Here is a 17,643-nt window from a genome sequence, read left to right on the forward strand (position 1 = left end):
AGGCCGGCCGCCGTCGTCGCGTGCGGTGGTGCGTCAGTAGGCGGAGACGAGCTTCCCGTCCTCGACCTTCAGGTACTGGTACACATCGAAGCTGTCCTCGCCGTGCTCCTCGTCCCCGAAGTACGAGGTGTAGTCGTACTCGACGACACCGTCCTTCGTGCTCTGCACCATGACCGTGCCCGAACCGGAGGCCTCGACCTCGACCTCGGGCATCGTCGTGACGTCGTAGCGCACGGCACCATCAGCGTCGTACGGGCCGTACCAGGGGCACCCGCTCAGCGCGCTGAGGTCGGTCTTCGTGGCGCAGTCGTCGATCAGGTCGGTCACGTACTGCTCGGCGTCCTGCTGCAGCGCCTTCGTGGCGGTGGGGGTGAAGTCGACGTACCCGGACGACGTCGCGCCGACCGACACCTGCTCGGTGCCGCCGGTGAAGTACTTCGTCCCGCCGACCTGCACCTCGTAGGTGCCGGGGTAGGCGAGCGAGGTGAACCGGCCGTCGCTGATCTCACCGATCTCCTTGCCGCCGACCGTGACCGGGGCGCCCTCGAGCACCTCGGACGCGGTCAGGGTGACGGTCTGGGCGAGCGGCTCGGTGACGCGCCACTCGTCCTTCACCAGGAACGAGGTGCCGGTGCGCCGGAGGCTGACCTGGCCGGAGCGGTTCTTGCCGTCCTGGGTGTAGCTGATGGTGGCGAGGGCGCTGTCTCCGCTCGTCGAGACGCGGCCGACGCGGATGTCCGACGGGCGGTCCTTCGCGCTCTTCAGCACCGCGGTGTCGAGCATGGCGGCGTCGGACGGCACCTCGCTGAGTCGGGCGGCGGTGTCGGCGTCGCCGCTCGCGATGGCCTGCACGTAGGACTTCACGGTCGGAGCCGGCCCCCACACGTTGGCACGGAGCACACCGGTGGTGACGGCTCCCGCGATGACGACGACGACCACGGCGCCGCCGGCGATGAGCGAGCGGACCAGGACCTTCTTGGCGCGCGGCGACATCGGAGCGGGCGTGGGAGCGCCGCCGCCGACGAAGGGCTGTTCCGGCTGACCGGGGTGGCCGACGCCGGGCGTCGCCGCCCACGCTGCTGCTGCCGGGTCGCCCGCGGGCGCCGCCGACGGGAACGCGTGGTCGGCCGGCGGGAACGCCGGGCCGGCCGGCGGGAACGCCGGAGTCGCTGCCGGGGAGGTCGGTGCGGCCGCCGGGCGCGGGTCCGCTCCGACGAGGCGCGAGGTCCGCAGCACGACGCCACCGCCGAGGCGGGGGAGCAGTGAGGGCGCGAGGTACCGTGCCACGGCCTCGATCGCGCCGCCCCACAGCGCGAACACGAGCGGCGTCCACGGTGCGATCCCGATCGAACCGGTCCCGCTGACGGCGCTGATGCCCGTCGCCTGGTAGGACACCAGCCCGGTGCCGAGCACGAAGAGCAGGAGCCCGAGGGCGAACCAGACGACCGGGGTCACGACCCAGTCCAGCGTGGTGCGGAACCGGTCGTTGCGGCGGACGGCGAGTGCGAGGCCCGCGACGACCGAGGTCACGACGACGAGCAGGACGACGAGCCAGGTCCAGCCGCCGGCGCCGCCGAAGACCGACGCCGTGCTGCCCGCCGAGCCGAAGCCGGACAGCCCGACGCCGCCGAGGAACCCGAGGGCGGTGAGGCCGACCGCGACGTTGCCGACGAGCACCGGCAGCGCTGCGCCCCATGAGGGCTGTGCGACCAGGGCGACGACGATGACGACGACCGTCACCAGCACGACGAGCACCGTGAGCTGCGACGCCGCGACGCGCAGCGTGCCGAGGACGCGACCGGCGAACACGTTCCGGCCGAGCAGGGCCGACGGGCGTGCGAGCACCGCGGCGAGTGCGCCGATCACGAAGGCCCCGAGGATGCTGCCGAGGCCGACCGCGTGCACGGGGTCGATGGAGGCGCCGGAGACGGCGGGGAACCGGATGGCGAGGATGCCCGCGGCGGCGTTGGTCAGCACCGTGGTCACCAGCCCGGACAGGACGGCGGTCAGCAGGATCGGGGTGCGCCCGAGGCCGCGGGTGCGGATGCGACGGGTGAGCACGACGGCCAGCACGACCTGCGCGGCGAGCACGAGCGCCGGGACGACCGCGAGTGCGCCCGACCCCGACCCGAGGAAGCCGATCGAGCCGGACAGGTGCAGACGGCCGAGGTCGGCGAGGGCGACGAGCTGGGCGGGGGTGCCGAGCAGGACGCTGACCCCGGACAGCAGCGACTGGACGTCGGGGCTGCTCCCGGCGCCGAGGTCGGTCCCGGTGCCGGTCGACCCCGACCCGACGGAACCGGATCCCGATCCGCCCGCTGCCAGCACGGCGACGGTGAGGAGCAGTGAGATCGCAGCGACCACGTAGGCGGCGACCCAGCCGCCGACGGCGGCGAGCACGGCCGCCAGCCAGTCACGGCCGGGCACGGACCGCAGCAGGCGACCGAACGCATCCGACGACTGCGGGCCGGGCTGCCCCGGCGGGACGGGCGGGACGGGCGGGTTCGGCGGGTTCTCGCTCATGGCTGGTGGGTCCTCTCCGACCGGGAGGCCGATGCCGCACGCCAGCACCCGTGTCCCCCCGACACGCACCCGCAGCGTACCGGAACCCGCCGATCCGCCGTGAATCCGCTGTCCGGGCGCTGGTAGGTTCCCACCGTGTCTGCGCCTTCTCGTTCCTCCACCAAGTACGCCTTCGTCGTCGCCTCGAACCGCCTGCCGGTGGACCGGGTCGTCGACCAGGACGGCAACGAGGGGTGGCGGCACTCGCCCGGTGGCCTCGTCACCGCCCTCGAGCCCGTGATGCGCGCGAACGACGGGGCCTGGGTCGGCTGGGTCGGCCAGCCCGAGGTCGAGGTCGAGCCGTTCGACAACGAGGGCATCCACATCGTGCCGGTCCCGTTGTCCGACGACGACGTCGAGGAGTACTACGAGGGCTTCAGCAACGACACCCTCTGGCCGCTCTACCACGACGTCATCGAGCACCCGAGCTACCACCGCGACTGGTGGAACGCCTACAAGCGCGTCAACGAGCGCTTCGCCGCCCAGATCGCCGAGATCACCGAGCAGGACGGCATCGTCTGGGTGCAGGACTACCAGCTGCAGCTCGTGCCGGCACTGCTCCGGGCCAAGCGTCCCGACCTGACGATCGGCTTCTTCAACCACATCCCGTTCCCGCCGGTCGGCATCTACGCCCAGCTGCCCTGGCGCGCGCAGATCCTGGACGGCCTGCTCGGCGCCGACGTCATCGGCTTCCAGCGCCACGACGACGCGAGCGACTTCCTCCGCGCGGTCCGTCACATCAAGGGCTACACGACGAAGGGCCAGACGATCGACGTCCCGGTCGACGACCCGGACGCACCGCGCAGCCGCAAGGGCATCACGGTCCGCCACGTCGAGGCCCGGCACTTCCCGATCTCGATCGACGCCGAGGCCTTCGAGGACATCGCGCGCCGTCCCGAGGTGCAGGAGCGTGCCCGCGAGATCCGCGAGAGCCTCGGCAACCCGAAGACGGTGCTGCTCGGCGTCGACCGCCTCGACTACACCAAGGGCATCCGACACCGCATCAAGGCCTTCGGCGAGCTCGTCGAGGACGGCCGCATCAAGGTCGAGGACGCCGCCCTCATCCAGGTCGCGAGTCCGAGCCGCGAGCGCGTCGACACCTACGCCACGCTCCGCGACGAGATCGAGCTGAGCGTCGGCCGCATCAACGGCGACCTCGGGGTCATCGGCCACCAGCCGATCTCGTACCTGCACCACGGCTACCCGCGCGAGGAGATGGTGGCGCTCTACCTGGCCGCCGACATCATGCTCGTCACCGCGCTGCGCGACGGCATGAACCTCGTCGCGAAGGAGTACGTCGCGGCCCGCTTCGACAGCGACGGAGTGCTCATCCTGTCCGAGTTCGCCGGTGCCGCCGACGAGCTGAAGCAGGCCGTCATCGTCAACCCGCACGACATCGGCGCGCTGAAGGACAGCATCGAGCGCGCGATCGAGATGCCGCGCCGCGAGCGCTCGACACGCATGCGTGCGCTCCGGAAGCGCGTGCGCGACAACGACGTGGCGCGCTGGTCGCGCTCGTTCCTCGAGGCGCTCGACCGGCACGCGCCGCGGAACGCCCAGCTCGACCCGTCCGCCACCGAGCCGGCGGACCGACACCGTGAGGCGCAGACCGACAACATGTCGATCTTCGACCAGGACGCCCAGTCCGCCAGGGCTGCCGAGGACACCCGGGAGGCACGTGATGACTGAGACCACCACCGACCAGACCGCCATCGACACGGCTCTCGAGACGCTCGCGGCTGCGCCGCGACTCATCGTCGCCCTCGACTTCGACGGCACGCTCGCGCCCTTCGCCGACGAGCCGTCGCAGGTCGGCGCCCTGCCGGGCTCGTGGGCAGCGGTCCTGACCCTGCACCGCGCGAAGGACACCGAGGTCGTGCTCGTCTCCGGTCGCCCGCTCGGCAGCCTCGCGGCCGTGTCGCACGCGCCGCAGGACATGGCGCTGGTCGGGTCGCACGGTGTCGAGTGGCGCGTGGACGGCCACGACGAGGCCGCCCTGACCGACGACGAGGTCGCCCGCGTCGCACGCATCGGTGCGGCGCTCGACGAGGTCGGCGCGCGGTACCCGGGCGTCGTCATCGAGCACAAGCCGGCCGGCCACGGCGTGCACACCCGTCGCGTGAGCGCCGAGGTCGCCGCGCAGGCGAACGCCGACGCGAGCCGTGCGGCGCACGATGCCGACGCCGACGTGCTCGAGCGCGGTGGCAAGGACATCGTCGAGTTCGCCGTCCGGCACGTCACGAAGGGCGACGCGATCGCCCGGCTGCGCGAGCTCCACGGTGCCGACGCGGTGTTCTTCGCCGGTGACGACGTCACCGACGAGGACGGCTTCCGCGTGCTCGGGGACGGCGACGTCGGCGTGAAGGTGGGCCCGGGGGAGACCCGTGCCGGGTACCGCATCGCGGACCCGGCGGCCCTGACCGGCGTCCTGAAGCAGCTCGCGCGCGCGCGGTTTGCACAGTGAACCGCGCCAGCGGTTCGCGACGCGCGCCGAGGGAGCCTGCGACCGAGGTTGCGTGATGCGACGCGCTGACCAGGGTGATCCGGGCCTCCCGGTCGGGCTCCAGAACATGCGAACGCATGTTGTTGTCCAACTGGTATCCCAAAGCGTCCTAGACTCGCTCCATGCCTGATATCGACGTCAAGCCGCGCAGCCGGGTCGTCACCGACGGGATCGAAGCAACCACCTCGCGTGGCATGCTGCGGGCCGTCGGTATGGGAGACGAGGACTGGAGCAAGCCGCAGATCGGCATCGCGTCCTCGTGGAACGAGATCACGCCCTGCAACCTCTCGCTCGACCGCCTCGCACAGGGCGCCAAGGAAGGCGTCCACTCCGGCGGCGGCTACCCGCTGCAGTTCGGCACCATCTCCGTCTCGGACGGCATCTCGATGGGCCACGAGGGCATGCACTTCTCGCTCGTCTCGCGCGAGGTCATCGCCGACAGCGTCGAGACCGTCGTCAACGCCGAGCGCCTGGACGGCACCGTCCTGCTCGCTGGCTGCGACAAGTCCCTGCCGGGCATGCTCATGGCCGCCGCGCGCCTCGACCTGGCGAGCGTGTTCCTGTACGCGGGTTCGGTCATGCCTGGCTACGTGAAGCAGGCCGACGGCACGATGAAGGAAGTCACGATCATCGACTCCTTCGAGGGCGTCGGCGCCTGCAAGGCCGGCACCATGTCCGAGGAAGAGCTGAAGAAGATCGAGTGCGCCATCGTCCCGGGCGAGGGCGCCTGCGGTGGCATGTACACGGCCAACACCATGGCGAGCGTGGCCGAGGCCCTCGGCATGTCGCTGCCGGGCTCCGCCGCCCCGCCGAGCGCCGACCGCCGCCGTGACTACTACGCGCACCGCTCCGGCGAGGCCGTGGTGAACATGCTCGAGCACGGGATCACCGCCCGCCAGATTCTGACGAAGGAAGCCTTCGAGAACGCGATCGCCGTGGCGATGGCCCTCGGCGGCTCCACCAACGTCATCCTGCACCTGCTCGCCATCGCCTACGAGGCCGAGGTCGAGCTGTCGCTGGACGACTTCAACCGCATCGGTTCGAAGGTCCCGCACCTGGCCGACATGAAGCCCTTCGGCAAGTACGTCATGGTCGACGTCGACCGCAACGGCGGCATCCCGGTGATCATGAAGGCGCTGCTCGACGCCGGCCTGCTGCACGGTGACTGCCTCACCGTCACGGGCAAGACCGTCGCCGAGAACCTGGCCGAGATCGACCCGCCGGCGCTCGACGGCGAGGTCTTCCGCACGCTCGACAACCCGATCCACGAGACCGGCGGCCTGACCGTCCTGCAGGGGACCTTCGCCCCCGAGGGTGCCGTGGTGAAGACCGCGGGCTTCGACGCCGAGGTGTTCGAGGGCCCCGCGCGGGTGTTCGACCGCGAGCGTGCCGCGATGGACGCCCTCACCGAGGGGAAGATCCAGAAGGGCGACGTCGTCGTCATCCGCTACGAGGGCCCCAAGGGCGGCCCGGGCATGCGCGAGATGCTCGCCATCACCGCAGCCATCAAGGGCGCGGGCCTCGGCAAGGATGTACTACTCTTGACCGACGGACGATTCTCAGGCGGCACAACCGGCCTGTGCATCGGCCACATCGCACCCGAGGCAGTGGACGCAGGTCCAGTTGCCTTCGTGCGCGATGGCGACCGCATCCGTGTCGACATCGCGGCTCGCTCGCTCGACCTACTGGTCGACCCGACCGAGCTGGAGGCCCGCCGTGACGGCTGGGCCCCGCTGCCCCCGCGCTACACCCGCGGAGTCCTCGCGAAGTACGCCAAGCTCGTGAAGTCCGCCGCCCAGGGCGCGGTCACGGGCTAGCGTTCGACACACGCACCATCGCCACCTCTCCAGGCAAGGACCACCTCATGCCCACGGAAGCAACTCCGCTGTCCGCGGCCGCCGGTGCACGCCGGTCGCCGGAGATCCTGACCGGCTCGGGAGCCGTCCTCCGGACGCTCGAGCACCTCGGGATCACCGACGTCTTCGGCCTGCCGGGCGGTGCCATCATCCCGTTCTACGACGAGCTCATGGCGTCGAAGACGATCCGCCACATCCTCGTCCGCCACGAGCAGGGCGCCGGCCACGCCGCCGAGGGCTACGCCTCGGCGTCCGGCAAGGTCGGTGTCGCCATCGCGACGTCCGGCCCCGGTGCGACGAACCTCGTCACGGCCATCGCCGACGCCTACATGGACTCGGTGCCCTTCATCGCGATCACCGGCCAGGTGTTCTCGACGCTTATGGGGACCGACGCGTTCCAGGAAGCCGACATCGTCGGCATCACGATGCCGATCACGAAGCACTCGTTCCTGGTCACGGACCCGGCCGACGTGCCGGCGACCCTGGCCGCGGCGCACCTCATCGCGACGACCGGTCGGCCCGGCCCCGTGCTGGTGGACATCACGAAGGACGCCCAGCAGAAGTCGGCGCCCTACGTCTGGCCGCCCAAGATCGACCTGCCCGGCTACCGACCGGTCACCAAGGCGCACGGCAAGCAGATCACCGCGGCCGCGCAGCTCCTGGCCGAGGCCGAGCGTCCGGTGCTCTACGTCGGCGGCGGCGTGATCCGCTCCCGTGCGACCGCCGAGCTGCTCCGCTTCGCCGAGGCGACGGGTGCGCCCGTCGTGACGACGCTGATGGCACGCGGCGCCTTCCCGGACTCGCACCCGCAGCACCTCGGCATGCCCGGTATGCACGGCACCGTCCCGGCGGTGCTCGGTCTGCAGGACAGCGACCTGATCATCGCGCTCGGTGCCCGCTTCGACGACCGCGTGACGGGCAAGGCCGACGAGTTCGCGCCGAACGCCAAGGTCGTGCACGTCGACATCGACCCGGCCGAGATCTCGAAGATCCGCTTCGCCGACGTCCCGATCGTGGGCGACGCCCGTGAGGTCCTGGTCGACCTGCTCGACGCGTGGGGCGGCATCGCCGTCGACGACCGCGCCTCGACGGCCGACTGGTGGACGAAGCTCCGCCAGCTCAAGGTCGACTTCCCGCTCGGGTACGCCGAGCCGACCGACGGGCTGCTCGCCCCGCAGGCCATCATCAAGCGCATCGGCGAGCTCTCCGGACCCGAGGCCGTCTACGCCTCGGGTGTCGGACAGCACCAGATGTGGTCGGCGCAGTTCATCAAGTACGAGCGCCCGAACGCCTGGCTGAACTCCGGCGGCGCGGGCACGATGGGCTACTCCGTCCCCGCCGCGATGGGCGCGAAGGTCGCCCAGCCGGACCGCGTGGTCTGGGCGATCGACGGCGACGGCTGCTTCCAGATGACGAACCAGGAACTCGCGACCTGCGTCATCAACGACATCCCGATCAAGGTCGCGATCATCAACAACTCGTCGCTCGGCATGGTGCGGCAGTGGCAGACGCTGTTCTACGACGGTCGTCACTCGTTCACCGACCTCGAGACCGGCCACGACTCGCGCCGAGTGCCCGACTTCGTGAAGCTGGCGGACGCGTACGGTGCCCTCGGCATCCGCGTCGAGAAGGCCGACGAGGTCGACGCCGCCATCCAGCTCGCACTCGAGACGAACGACCGCCCCGTGGTGATCGACTTCGTCGTGAGCCGTGACTCGATGGTCTGGCCGATGGTCCCGCAGGGAGTCAGCAACTCGTCCATCGAGTACGCCCAGGCCCTCGCACCCACCTGGGACGATGAGGACGCCGACATGACGGGGGAAACCGCATGAGCCACGTCCTGTCCCTCCTCGTCGAGGACAAGCCCGGTCTGCTGACCCGCGTCGCGGGCCTGTTCGCCCGCCGCGGGTTCAACATCGAGTCGCTCGCCGTCGGCAACACCGAGGTCGACGGCCTCAGCCGGATCACCGTCGTCGTCGACGTCGAGGACCTCCCGCTCGAGCAGGTGACGAAGCAGCTCAACAAGCTCGTCAACGTCATCAAGATCGTCGAACTGGACTTCTCGCAGTCCGTCCAGCGCGAGCACATGCTCGTGAAGGTCCGCGTCGACAACCAGACACGGTCGGCCGTGCTCGAGGCAGTGAACCTGTTCCGCGCACAGGTCGTCGACGTCGCGAACGACTCGCTCATCGTCGAGGTGACCGGAGACCCCGGCAAGATCCAGGCGATCCTCCGCGTCCTCGAGCCCTACGGCATCAAGGAGCTCGCCCGTGCGGGACTCCTCGGCATGGGTCGCGGACCGAAGAGCATCACCGACCGGGTGCGCTGACCAGCGGTCCGCCACCCCCACAATCCACCAGAACCAAGGAGACACACCCTCGTGACTGACATCGTGTACGACGCCGACGCCGACCTGACGCTCATCCAGGGCAAGAAGGTCGCCGTCATCGGGTACGGCTCGCAGGGCCACGCCCACGCCCTCAACCTCCGTGACTCGGGTGTCGAGGTCAAGATCGGCCTCAAGGAGGGCTCGAAGAGCCGCCAGAAGGCCGAAGAGGCCGGCTTCGAGGTCCTCACCCCGGCCGACGTCACCGCCTGGGCCGACGTCGTCGTCATCCTCGCGCCGGACCAGGTCCAGCGCATCGTCTACGCCGACGACATCCGTCCGAACCTCAAGCCGGGCGCCACGCTCGTCTTCGGCCACGGCTTCAACATCCGCTTCGGCTACATCGAGGCGCCCGAGGGCGTCGACGTGTCGCTCGTCGCCCCGAAGGGCCCGGGTCACACCGTCCGTCGCGAGTACGAGGCCGGCCGCGGCGTCCCCGTCATCGTCGCCGTCGAGGTCGACGCGTCGGGTTCCGCCTGGGACCTCGCCTGGTCGTACTCGAAGGCCATCGGTGGTCTGCGCTCCGGCGGCATCAAGACGACCTTCACCGAGGAGACCGAGACCGACCTGTTCGGCGAGCAGGCCGTCCTGTGCGGTGGCACCTCGCAGCTCATCCAGTACGGCTTCGAGACCCTGGTCGAGGCGGGCTACCAGCCGCAGATCGCGTACTTCGAGGTCCTGCACGAGCTCAAGCTGATCGTCGACCTGATCTGGGAGGGCGGCCTCACCAAGCAGCGCTGGTCGATCTCCGACACCGCCGAGTTCGGCGACTACGTCTCCGGCCCGCGCGTGATCTCGCCCGACGTCAAGGAGAACATGAAGGCGGTGCTCGCGGACATCCAGAACGGTGCCTTCGCGAAGCGCTTCATCGACGACCAGGACGCCGGCGCACCCGAGTTCAAGGCGCTGCGCGCCAAGGGCGAGGGCCACCCGATCGAGGCGACCGGCCGCGAGCTCCGCGCGCTCTTCGCGTGGAAGCAGAACGACGGCGACTACGTGGACGGCTCGGCAGCGCGGTAGTCTTCCGAGGAACACTCGATGACGAGGCGGCGGTGCAGCCCTTGCACCGCCGCCTCGCGACGTGACCCGAACGTTATGCAGCAGCTCTTCTCCAGCCCCGACGCCGTGGACCGGCGTCCCCTCGGCGTGCGCCCGGACGATGTGCGACAGCCGTCGTCCGCGGTCCGCACGAGCGGTCAGGGGCGGACCGACCAGCATGGGATGATCATCGGATGGCGGTGACGAAACGAGCGGTCCACATCGGCGCCGGCAAGATCGGGCGTGGGTTCGTGGGCCAGTTCCTCGTGGCGAGCGGCTACGAGCTCACCTTCGTCGACGTCGACGACCGTGTGGTGTCCGCGTTGAACGAAGCCGGACGCTTCGTGGTGCACGAGGTCGGCGAGATGCCGGTCGAGCACCTCGTCTACGGCTTCCGGGCGCTCAGCAGCAAGACCGACCGCGACCGCGTGATCCAGGCGATCGCCGAGGCGGACGTCGTGACGACCGCCGTCGGCGCCCGGACGCTCCCGCTCGTCGCACCGCTCATCGCCGAGGGACTCGCGGCACGTCCGCTCGAGCGCGGCGACGTCACGATCGTGGCGTGCGAGAACGCGTTCAACGCCACCGATTCGCTGCACGCGAGCATCCGGCGTGCGCCGGTGCTCGAGGACCGCGACATCGCCGCGGTCTTCGCGAACTGCGCCATCGACCGCATCGTCCCCGACCAGTCCGGCGTGCTCGGGCAGTCCGGCGGCCTCGACGTCGTGCTCGAGCCCTTCTACGAGTGGGTCATCGAGCGCACGCCGTTCCTCGGCTCCGACGCCGAACCCCCGACGATCGAGGGCGTCACCTGGGTCGACGACCTGCAGCCCTTCGTCGAGCGCAAGCTCTACACGGTGAACACCGCGCACGCGACGGCCGCCTACCACGGCTACGTCCGGGGCATCCGGCTCATCCGCGAAGCCCTCGAGGACGACGCCGTCCGTGCCGAGGTCGACGGCGTGCTCGCCGAGACCACCGCGCTGCTCGTCGCGAAGCACGGCTTCGACCCGGAGGACCACGCTCGGTACGTCGCGGCGAACCTGTCGCGCATCGCGAACCCGCACCTCCCCGACACCACCGTGCGCGTCGGACGCAACCCGCTCCGCAAGCTCGGCCGACGCGAGCGCTTCGTCGGTCCCGCCGCGCAGCTCGCCGAACGCGGGTTGCCGGTCGAGCACCTGCTCGGGGCCGTCCGCGTCGCGCTCGCGTTCGACGACGAGAACGACCCGGAGTCGATCGAGCTGCACGCGCTGCTCCGCTCCGGCGCGACGGCGCACGCGCTCACCGAGATCCTCACCGGCCTGATGGAGAGCCACCCGCTCTTCCCCGCCGTGCGGGACGTCGTCGCCGAGGTGCTCGCGACGCAGCCCGCCGATGCCTGAGCGCACGTCCCACCGGGAACCCGTGGTCTCCCCGTGCGCCGGTCCCTCGTAGGATCGAGGCATGAACACGGCAGCATCCCCACCCGACGGGTCGGTCGACCCGGACGTGACGAACGCCGTCGACCACGACGACGAGGCGCTCAGCTGGGGTGACGCCGACGACGCCACCCACGTCGACGCCGCGCACAACCCGGTCGCCGTCAAGGACCGTGGCGACCGCGACCCCGAGGCACCGGAGACCTCCGGCGCCCTCGTCGGGTTCGGCGTGTTCGGTGGGCTCTACCTGCTCTACACGGTCGCCTGGCTGCTGACGGCGTCGACCTCGTACGTCTCGGGTGTCGACACCGTCCTGACGGTCTTCGTCGAGGTGCTCCGGTTCCTCGCCATCCTCGCGCCGGCGCTGTGGTTCACGGTGGTGCTGTGGGCCGCCCGCGGCAGCCGGACCCGGACACGACTGCTCTGGATGCTGCTCGGCGCCGTGGTGCTGTTCCCGTGGCCGTTCCTGCTGACGCGGAGCTTCGGGTGACCGCCGCGACGCCGGTCGACCGCCGGTCGCGCGGACCGGTCGTCGGCCGCATCGCGGTCTGGCTCGTGTTCGCCGTGCTCTTCGCCTACATGACGGTGCAGGCGGTGGGGAACCTCACGCAGATCTCGCAGCGGGTGGACGAGTTCAACGCGTTCCTCGCGACCACCTCCGGTGGCGAGTCGCTGCAAGCGAGCACGCCCTGGGTGTGGCTGGTCCTGGACATCCTGATCGCCCCGGTCGCCTTCGTGGTCGCCCTGGTGATCACGCGCCGTGCGCGGCTCGCGGTCACCCTCGCCGTGTTCGTCCTCGCCTTCGCGGCGGCGGGCGCCCTCTGGCTCGACCTGCAGCTGTTCGTGCCGAGCCTGCTGCAGTTCTAGGCGCCCGCGGTCGTAACGGGCCGCGCACGTCGATAGCATGGTGGGATACCAACCGTCTCTCGTGAGGAAACAGCAGCTGTGTCGAAGCCGGTCGTCCTGATCGCCGAAGAACTCTCGCCCGCCACGGTCGACGCCCTCGGGCCCGACTTCGAGATCCGGAACGTGGACGGCACCGACCGCCCCGCGCTCCTGTCGGCCCTCGCCGACGCGGATGCCGTGCTGGTGCGTTCCGCCACCAAGGTCGATGCCGAGGCGATCGCCGCGGCCCCGAACCTCAAGGTCGTCGCCCGTGCCGGTGTCGGCCTGGACAACGTCGACATCAAGGCGGCGACCACCGCCGGTGTCATGGTGGTGAACGCGCCGACGTCGAACATCATCTCCGCCGCCGAGCTCACCGTCGGGCACATCCTGTCGCTCGCCCGCCACATCCCGGCCGCGCACGCGTCGCTGGCCGCGGGTGCGTGGAAGCGCTCGTCGTACACCGGCGTCGAACTCTACGAGAAGACCGTCGGCATCATCGGTCTCGGCCGCATCGGCGCGCTCATCACGCAGCGCCTGCAGGCCTTCGGCGTCCAGGTGATCGCGTACGACCCCTACGTCACGACGGCTCGCGCCCAGCAGCTCGGGGTCGAGCTCGTCTCCCTCGACGACCTGCTGCGGCGTGCCGACTTCGTCACGATCCACATGCCGCGCACGCCCGAGACCCTCGGCATGATCTCGGACGACCAGTTCGCGCTCATGAAGCCGACGGCGTTCGTCGTGAACGTCGCCCGCGGCGGCCTGATCGACGAGGACGCCCTGCACCGTGCACTGACCGCGAACACCATCGCGGGTGCCGGTCTCGACGTCTTCGTGTCGGAGCCCCCGAGGGACTCCCCGCTCGTCGCGCTGCCCAACGTCGTCGTCACGCCGCACCTGGGTGCCTCGACGGACGAAGCGCAGGAGAAGGCCGGCGTCTCGGTCGCCAAGTCGGTGCGTCTCGCGCTCGGCGGCGAGCTCGTGCCGGACGCGGTCAACGTCGCCGGCGGCGTCATCGACCCGTACGTCCGCCCCGGCATCCCGCTCGTCGAGAAGCTCGGCCAGGTCTTCACGGCCCTCGCCACGTCGCCCGTCACGAGCATCGACGTCGAGGTCCACGGCGAGCTCGCCGAGTACGACGTCAGCGTGCTCAAGCTCGCGGCGCTCAAGGGCGTCTTCACCGACGTCGTCAGCGACCAGGTCTCCTACGTCAACGCCCCGCTCATCGCGGAGCAGCGCGGTGTCACCGTACGGCTCATCACCGAGACCGACAGCCCCGAGTACCGCAACGTGCTCACGATCCGCGGCGCCCAGTCCGACGGCCCCGCGATCAGCGTCTCCGGCACGCTCACCGGCCCCAAGCAGGTCGAGAAGCTCGTCGAGATCAACGGGCACGACGTCGAGGTCCCGCTCGACCGGCACCACGTCGTCATGGAGTACGTCGACCGCCCGGGCATCGTCGCGGTCTACGGCAAGGAGTTCGGCGAGGCCGGCATCAACATCGCGGCGATGCAGATCTCGCGCGAAGCCGCCGGCGGCCAGGCGCTCAGCGTCCTCACCGTCGACTCGCCGGTGCCCGCCGAGATCCTCGAGCACGTCGGCCGGGCGATCGACGCCTCCTCGCTCCGCGAGATCGACATCACGCTCTGATGGCCGTCCGGACGCTCCAGCTCGCGGTGATCCGCGGGGACGGCATCGGACCAGAGGTGGTCGACGAGGCCCTCAAGGTCCTGCACGCCGTGACCCCGGACGACCTCGTCATCGAGGAGACCCCGTTCTCCCTCGGTGCGACGCGCTACCTCGAGACCGGTGACATCCTCACCGAGGACGACATGTCCGCCATCGCGTCGCACGACGCGATCCTGCTCGGCGCCGTCGGCGGGGACCCCCGCGACCCCCGGCTCGCCGGCGGGATCATCGAGCGTGGGCTCCTGCTGAAGCTGCGCTTCGCGTTCGACCACTACGTCAACCTGCGACCGACCAAGGTCCACGACGCCGTCGCGACGCCGCTCGCCGACCCGGGCGCGGTGGACTTCGTCGTCGTCCGCGAGGGCACCGAGGGGCCGTACGTCGGCAACGGCGGCGCCATCCGCACGGGCACGCCGCAGGAGATCGCGACCGAGGTCTCGCTGAACACCGCGTTCGGTGTCGAGCGCGTCGTCCGCTACGCCTTCGACCTGGCGAACCGTCGGGCACGGAAGCACCTCACGCTCGTGCACAAGAGCAACGTCCTGGTGCACGCCGGGGCCCTGTGGCAGCGCACGGTCGCGGCCGTCGGGGCGGAGTTCCCGGACGTCACGGTGGACTACCAGCACGTCGATGCGGTCACCATCCACATGGTGCGGGATCCTGCTAGGTTCGACGTCATCGTCACCGACAACCTCTTCGGCGACATCATCACCGACCTGGCCGGCGCGATCAGCGGCGGCATCGGTCTGGCGGCCTCGGGCAACATCAACCCGGACGGCACCTTCCCCAGCATGTTCGAGCCGGTCCACGGCTCCGCGCCGGACATCGCGGGTCAGCAGAAGGCCGATCCCACGGCCGCCATCCTCTCCGTCGCCCTGCTGCTCGACCACATCGGTCGCAGCGACCTGGCGACGGCGGTGACGCGGGCCGTCGAGGCAGACCTGGCAGACCGGGGCACCACGCAGCGTCGCACGGCCGAGATCGGCGACGCCATCGCCGCCGCGGCCACGGCACGCACCACCACCGCCTGAGAAGGAGCCCTCCCCATGAGCACCGACACCGCCTTCGGACTCGAGTTCGCCACCACCCCGTCGGCGGACCGCCGCGCCGCCGCCGAGCGCGAGGAGATCCTCGCCGACCCGGGCTTCGGCAAGCACTTCACGGACCACATGGCCACCGTCGAGTGGACGCTCGACGGTGGTTGGCACGGTGCCTCGATCCACCCCTACGGCCCGCTCTCGCTCGACCCGAGCGCCAGCGTGCTGCACTACGCGCAGGAGATCTTCGAGGGGCTCAAGGCGTACCGGCACGCGGACGGGTCGGTGTGGTCCTTCCGCCCGGACGCCAACGCTCGTCGGTTCCAGCGGTCGGCCCGTCGGCTGGCGCTGCCGGAACTGCCGGTCGAGGCCTTCGTCGAGTCGATCCGGCAGCTCGTGCAGACCGACGTCGACTGGGTGCCGTCCGCGCCCGAGACGAGCCTGTACCTCCGGCCGTTCATGATCGCGACCGAGTCGTTCCTGGGGGTGCGTGCCGCGCAGGCGGTGGCGTACCACTGCATCGCGAGCCCGGCCGGGGCGTACTTCACCTCGGGCCCGAAGCCGGTCTCGATCTGGCTGTCGACCCAGTACGCCCGCGCCGGCAAGGGCGGGACCGGTGCCGCCAAGACCGGTGGCAACTACGCGTCGTCGCTGCTGCCCCAGCAGGAGGCCTACGAGCACGGGTGCCAGCAGGTCATGTTCCTCGACTCGGTCGAGGGCAAGTACCTCGAAGAACTCGGCGGCATGAACGTCGTGCTCGTGAAGTCCGACGGCACGCTCGTCACGCCCGACTCCGACTCCATCCTCGAGGGCATCACGCGCGACTCGATCCTGCAGTTGGCAGAGGACCGCGGGCTCACGGTCGAGAAGCGCCGGGTGACCCTCGACGAGTGGCGTGACGGTGTGGCCGACGGCTCCATCACCGAGGCGTTCGCCTGCGGGACGGCCGCCGTCGTGACGCCGATCGCGGAGCTCCGCGGCGAGGGCTTCACGATCGGTTCGCCGACCGAGGGCGCCGGGGAACTCACGATGTCCCTGCGCGACGAGCTCACCGACATCCAGTACGGCCGTCGTCCCGACCCGCACGGGTGGATGACGAAGCTGACCGACGCGTCCTGATCGAGGCTCGGGCGTGGGTAGGGTCGAACGGTGAAGATCGCACGGTTCAGCAGCAAGGGTGAAGACCCCCGGTACGGCATCCTCGACGAGCGGCACCTGGTGGTGCTCGCCGGGGACCCGATGTACCAGGGGTTCGAGACCACGGGGGAGCGCGTCGCACTCGCCGACGCCAAGCTCCTCGCCCCAGTCATTCCGCGGTCGAAGGTCGTCGGGGTGGGGCTCAACTACCTCGAGCACGCCTCGGAGATGGACGAGCGTGCCGGCGACGACCCGGTGGTGTTCCTCAAGCCGAACACCTCGGTGATCGGACCCGACGAACCCATCCGTCTGCCGGCGGACATCGGCCGCGTCGACCACGAGGGCGAACTCGCCATCGTGATCGGATCGCTCGCCAAGAACGTCCGGCGCGAGGACTTCGCGAGCGTCGTGCTCGGGTACACGATCGCCAACGACGTGACCGCCCGCGACCTGCAGGCCCGCGACGGCCAGTGGACCCGTTCGAAGGGGTTCGACACCTTCTGCCCGCTCGGCCCCGTGATCGAGACCGAGATCGACCCGTCGGACATCCGCATCGAGACCCGCGTGGACGGCGACCTGCGCCAGGCGGGCTCGACGAACGAGATGGTCCACGACATCCCCTCGCTGGTCGAGTTCGTGTCGTCGATCTGGACCCTGCTGCCCGGTGACGTCATCCTGACCGGTACCCCCGCCGGGGTCGGCCAGATCCGCGACGGCGAGGTCGTCGAGGTCACGATCTCGGGCATCGGCACGCTCAAGAACCCGGTGATCGCGCGCCACTGACCCGGCTCGTCACCTTGCGGCCCGTTCCCCCTCGGGGGAGCGGGCCGTTCCGCGTTCGGCGCCGATCCGGGCGACACGCCCGGGATGCAGCCTGGCTTGGCGCAGCCGTTCGTCCCTGCGTAAAGTAATCACTCGTTGCCACGGCGGCGGAGAACGGAACGGCTGAGACGGTCACTGGGTTTACCCGGGGATCTTGTCCGCCACGGTTCTTCCCCGGGCAGCGGATTCACCAGCCTCTCTGGCGGAGCATCTTCGGGTGTCGAGCGGGGGAGTGCGTCTGGTCCTTGAGAACTCAACAGCGTGCACATTGTCAATGCCAATTTATTGATTGACCTCGTGCCTGGGC

General features: G+C 70.3%; 14 protein-coding genes. 13 read left to right on the top strand and 1 reads right to left on the bottom strand.

Translation table 11 applies throughout. The annotated features are described in order from the left end of the window. Positions 1-33: 33 nt before the first annotated feature. On the bottom strand, positions 34-2,523 hold the full coding sequence (locus tag HQQ88_RS10895) for a hypothetical protein (protein WP_173169430.1): 2,490 nt from the start codon (positions 2,521-2,523) through the stop codon (positions 34-36). Positions 2,524-2,658: 135 nt separating this feature from the next. Here HQQ88_RS10895 and otsA point away from each other — a divergent pair, with 135 nt between their 5' ends. The 13 genes from otsA to HQQ88_RS10960 all read left to right on the top strand — a co-directional run bounded on the left by otsA (position 2,659) and on the right by HQQ88_RS10960 (position 17,297). Further along, a complete protein-coding gene (gene otsA / locus HQQ88_RS10900) occupies positions 2,659-4,251 on the top strand; it encodes an alpha,alpha-trehalose-phosphate synthase (UDP-forming) (RefSeq protein WP_173169431.1) in 1,593 nt (530 codons plus the stop codon). Next, positions 4,244-5,026, top strand: a complete 783-nt coding sequence (otsB, locus tag HQQ88_RS10905; RefSeq protein WP_173169432.1) for a trehalose-phosphatase — start codon at positions 4,244-4,246, stop codon at positions 5,024-5,026. The genes otsA and otsB overlap by 8 nt, the downstream gene beginning before the upstream one ends. A gap of 161 nt (positions 5,027-5,187) precedes the next feature. Beyond that, positions 5,188-6,882 carry a dihydroxy-acid dehydratase gene (ilvD, locus tag HQQ88_RS10910; protein ID WP_123292267.1) on the top strand — a complete coding sequence of 565 codons (1,695 nt, stop codon included), beginning with the start codon at positions 5,188-5,190 and terminating at the stop codon, positions 6,880-6,882. A gap of 47 nt (positions 6,883-6,929) precedes the next feature. Next, positions 6,930-8,753 (top strand): acetolactate synthase large subunit, encoded by a 1,824-nt coding sequence (locus HQQ88_RS10915; protein WP_123292268.1) that lies wholly within the window; start codon positions 6,930-6,932, stop codon positions 8,751-8,753. Then, positions 8,750-9,250 carry an acetolactate synthase small subunit gene (ilvN, locus tag HQQ88_RS10920; protein WP_022907763.1) on the top strand — a complete coding sequence of 167 codons (501 nt, stop codon included), beginning with the start codon at positions 8,750-8,752 and terminating at the stop codon, positions 9,248-9,250. The genes HQQ88_RS10915 and ilvN overlap by 4 nt, the downstream gene beginning before the upstream one ends. Before the next feature lie 51 nt (positions 9,251-9,301). Then, complete coding sequence (ilvC, locus tag HQQ88_RS10925) at positions 9,302-10,327, top strand: ketol-acid reductoisomerase (protein WP_111085939.1); 1,026 nt, start codon at positions 9,302-9,304, stop codon at positions 10,325-10,327. Positions 10,328-10,539: 212 nt separating this feature from the next. Next, complete coding sequence (locus tag HQQ88_RS10930) at positions 10,540-11,730, top strand: mannitol-1-phosphate 5-dehydrogenase (RefSeq protein WP_123292269.1); 1,191 nt, start codon at positions 10,540-10,542, stop codon at positions 11,728-11,730. A 61-nt stretch (positions 11,731-11,791) separates the two neighbouring features. Next, the gene (locus HQQ88_RS10935) at positions 11,792-12,256 is read left to right on the top strand and encodes a hypothetical protein (protein WP_111085937.1); all 465 of its coding nucleotides are present in this window, start codon (positions 11,792-11,794) and stop codon (positions 12,254-12,256) included. Then, positions 12,253-12,633 (top strand): hypothetical protein, encoded by a 381-nt coding sequence (locus HQQ88_RS10940; protein ID WP_159574067.1) that lies wholly within the window; start codon positions 12,253-12,255, stop codon positions 12,631-12,633. Before HQQ88_RS10935 ends, HQQ88_RS10940 begins: the two co-directional genes overlap by 4 nt. A 78-nt stretch (positions 12,634-12,711) precedes the next feature. Beyond that, complete coding sequence (gene serA, locus HQQ88_RS10945; RefSeq protein ID WP_173169433.1) at positions 12,712-14,301, top strand: phosphoglycerate dehydrogenase; 1,590 nt, start codon at positions 12,712-12,714, stop codon at positions 14,299-14,301. Next, entirely contained in the window at positions 14,301-15,371 is a 1,071-nt protein-coding gene (locus HQQ88_RS10950) for a 3-isopropylmalate dehydrogenase (RefSeq protein ID WP_123292273.1), read from the top strand. Before serA ends, HQQ88_RS10950 begins: the two co-directional genes overlap by 1 nt. Positions 15,372-15,386: 15 nt before the next feature. After that, entirely contained in the window at positions 15,387-16,496 is a 1,110-nt protein-coding gene (locus tag HQQ88_RS10955) for a branched-chain amino acid aminotransferase (protein WP_123292274.1), read from the top strand. A 30-nt stretch (positions 16,497-16,526) separates the two neighbouring features. Further along, on the top strand, positions 16,527-17,297 hold the full coding sequence (locus tag HQQ88_RS10960) for a fumarylacetoacetate hydrolase family protein (protein WP_123292275.1): 771 nt from the start codon (positions 16,527-16,529) through the stop codon (positions 17,295-17,297). Positions 17,298-17,643: the final 346 nt, after the last annotated feature.

Origin of the sequence: Curtobacterium sp. VKM Ac-2861 (assembly GCF_013204965.1) — a bacterium.
In the GTDB taxonomy this organism is placed as follows: Bacteria; Actinomycetota; Actinomycetes; order Actinomycetales; family Microbacteriaceae; genus Curtobacterium.

What these genes read in the sequence shown, in the direction of transcription:
- HQQ88_RS10895 (WP_173169430.1), bottom strand. Translation starts at nt 2,523, where the DNA reads ATGAGCGAGAACCCGCCGAACCCGCCCGTCCCGCCCGTCCCGCCGGGG.
- otsB (WP_173169432.1), top strand. Translation starts at nt 4,244, where the DNA reads ATGACTGAGACCACCACCGACCAGACCGCCATCGACACGGCTCTCGAG.
- ilvD (WP_123292267.1), top strand. Translation starts at nt 5,188, where the DNA reads ATGCCTGATATCGACGTCAAGCCGCGCAGCCGGGTCGTCACCGACGGG.
- HQQ88_RS10915 (WP_123292268.1), top strand. Translation starts at nt 6,930, where the DNA reads ATGCCCACGGAAGCAACTCCGCTGTCCGCGGCCGCCGGTGCACGCCGG.
- ilvN (WP_022907763.1), top strand. Translation starts at nt 8,750, where the DNA reads ATGAGCCACGTCCTGTCCCTCCTCGTCGAGGACAAGCCCGGTCTGCTG.
- HQQ88_RS10930 (WP_123292269.1), top strand. Translation starts at nt 10,540, where the DNA reads ATGGCGGTGACGAAACGAGCGGTCCACATCGGCGCCGGCAAGATCGGG.
- HQQ88_RS10935 (WP_111085937.1), top strand. Translation starts at nt 11,792, where the DNA reads ATGAACACGGCAGCATCCCCACCCGACGGGTCGGTCGACCCGGACGTG.
- HQQ88_RS10950 (WP_123292273.1), top strand. Translation starts at nt 14,301, where the DNA reads ATGGCCGTCCGGACGCTCCAGCTCGCGGTGATCCGCGGGGACGGCATC.
- HQQ88_RS10955 (WP_123292274.1), top strand. Translation starts at nt 15,387, where the DNA reads ATGAGCACCGACACCGCCTTCGGACTCGAGTTCGCCACCACCCCGTCG.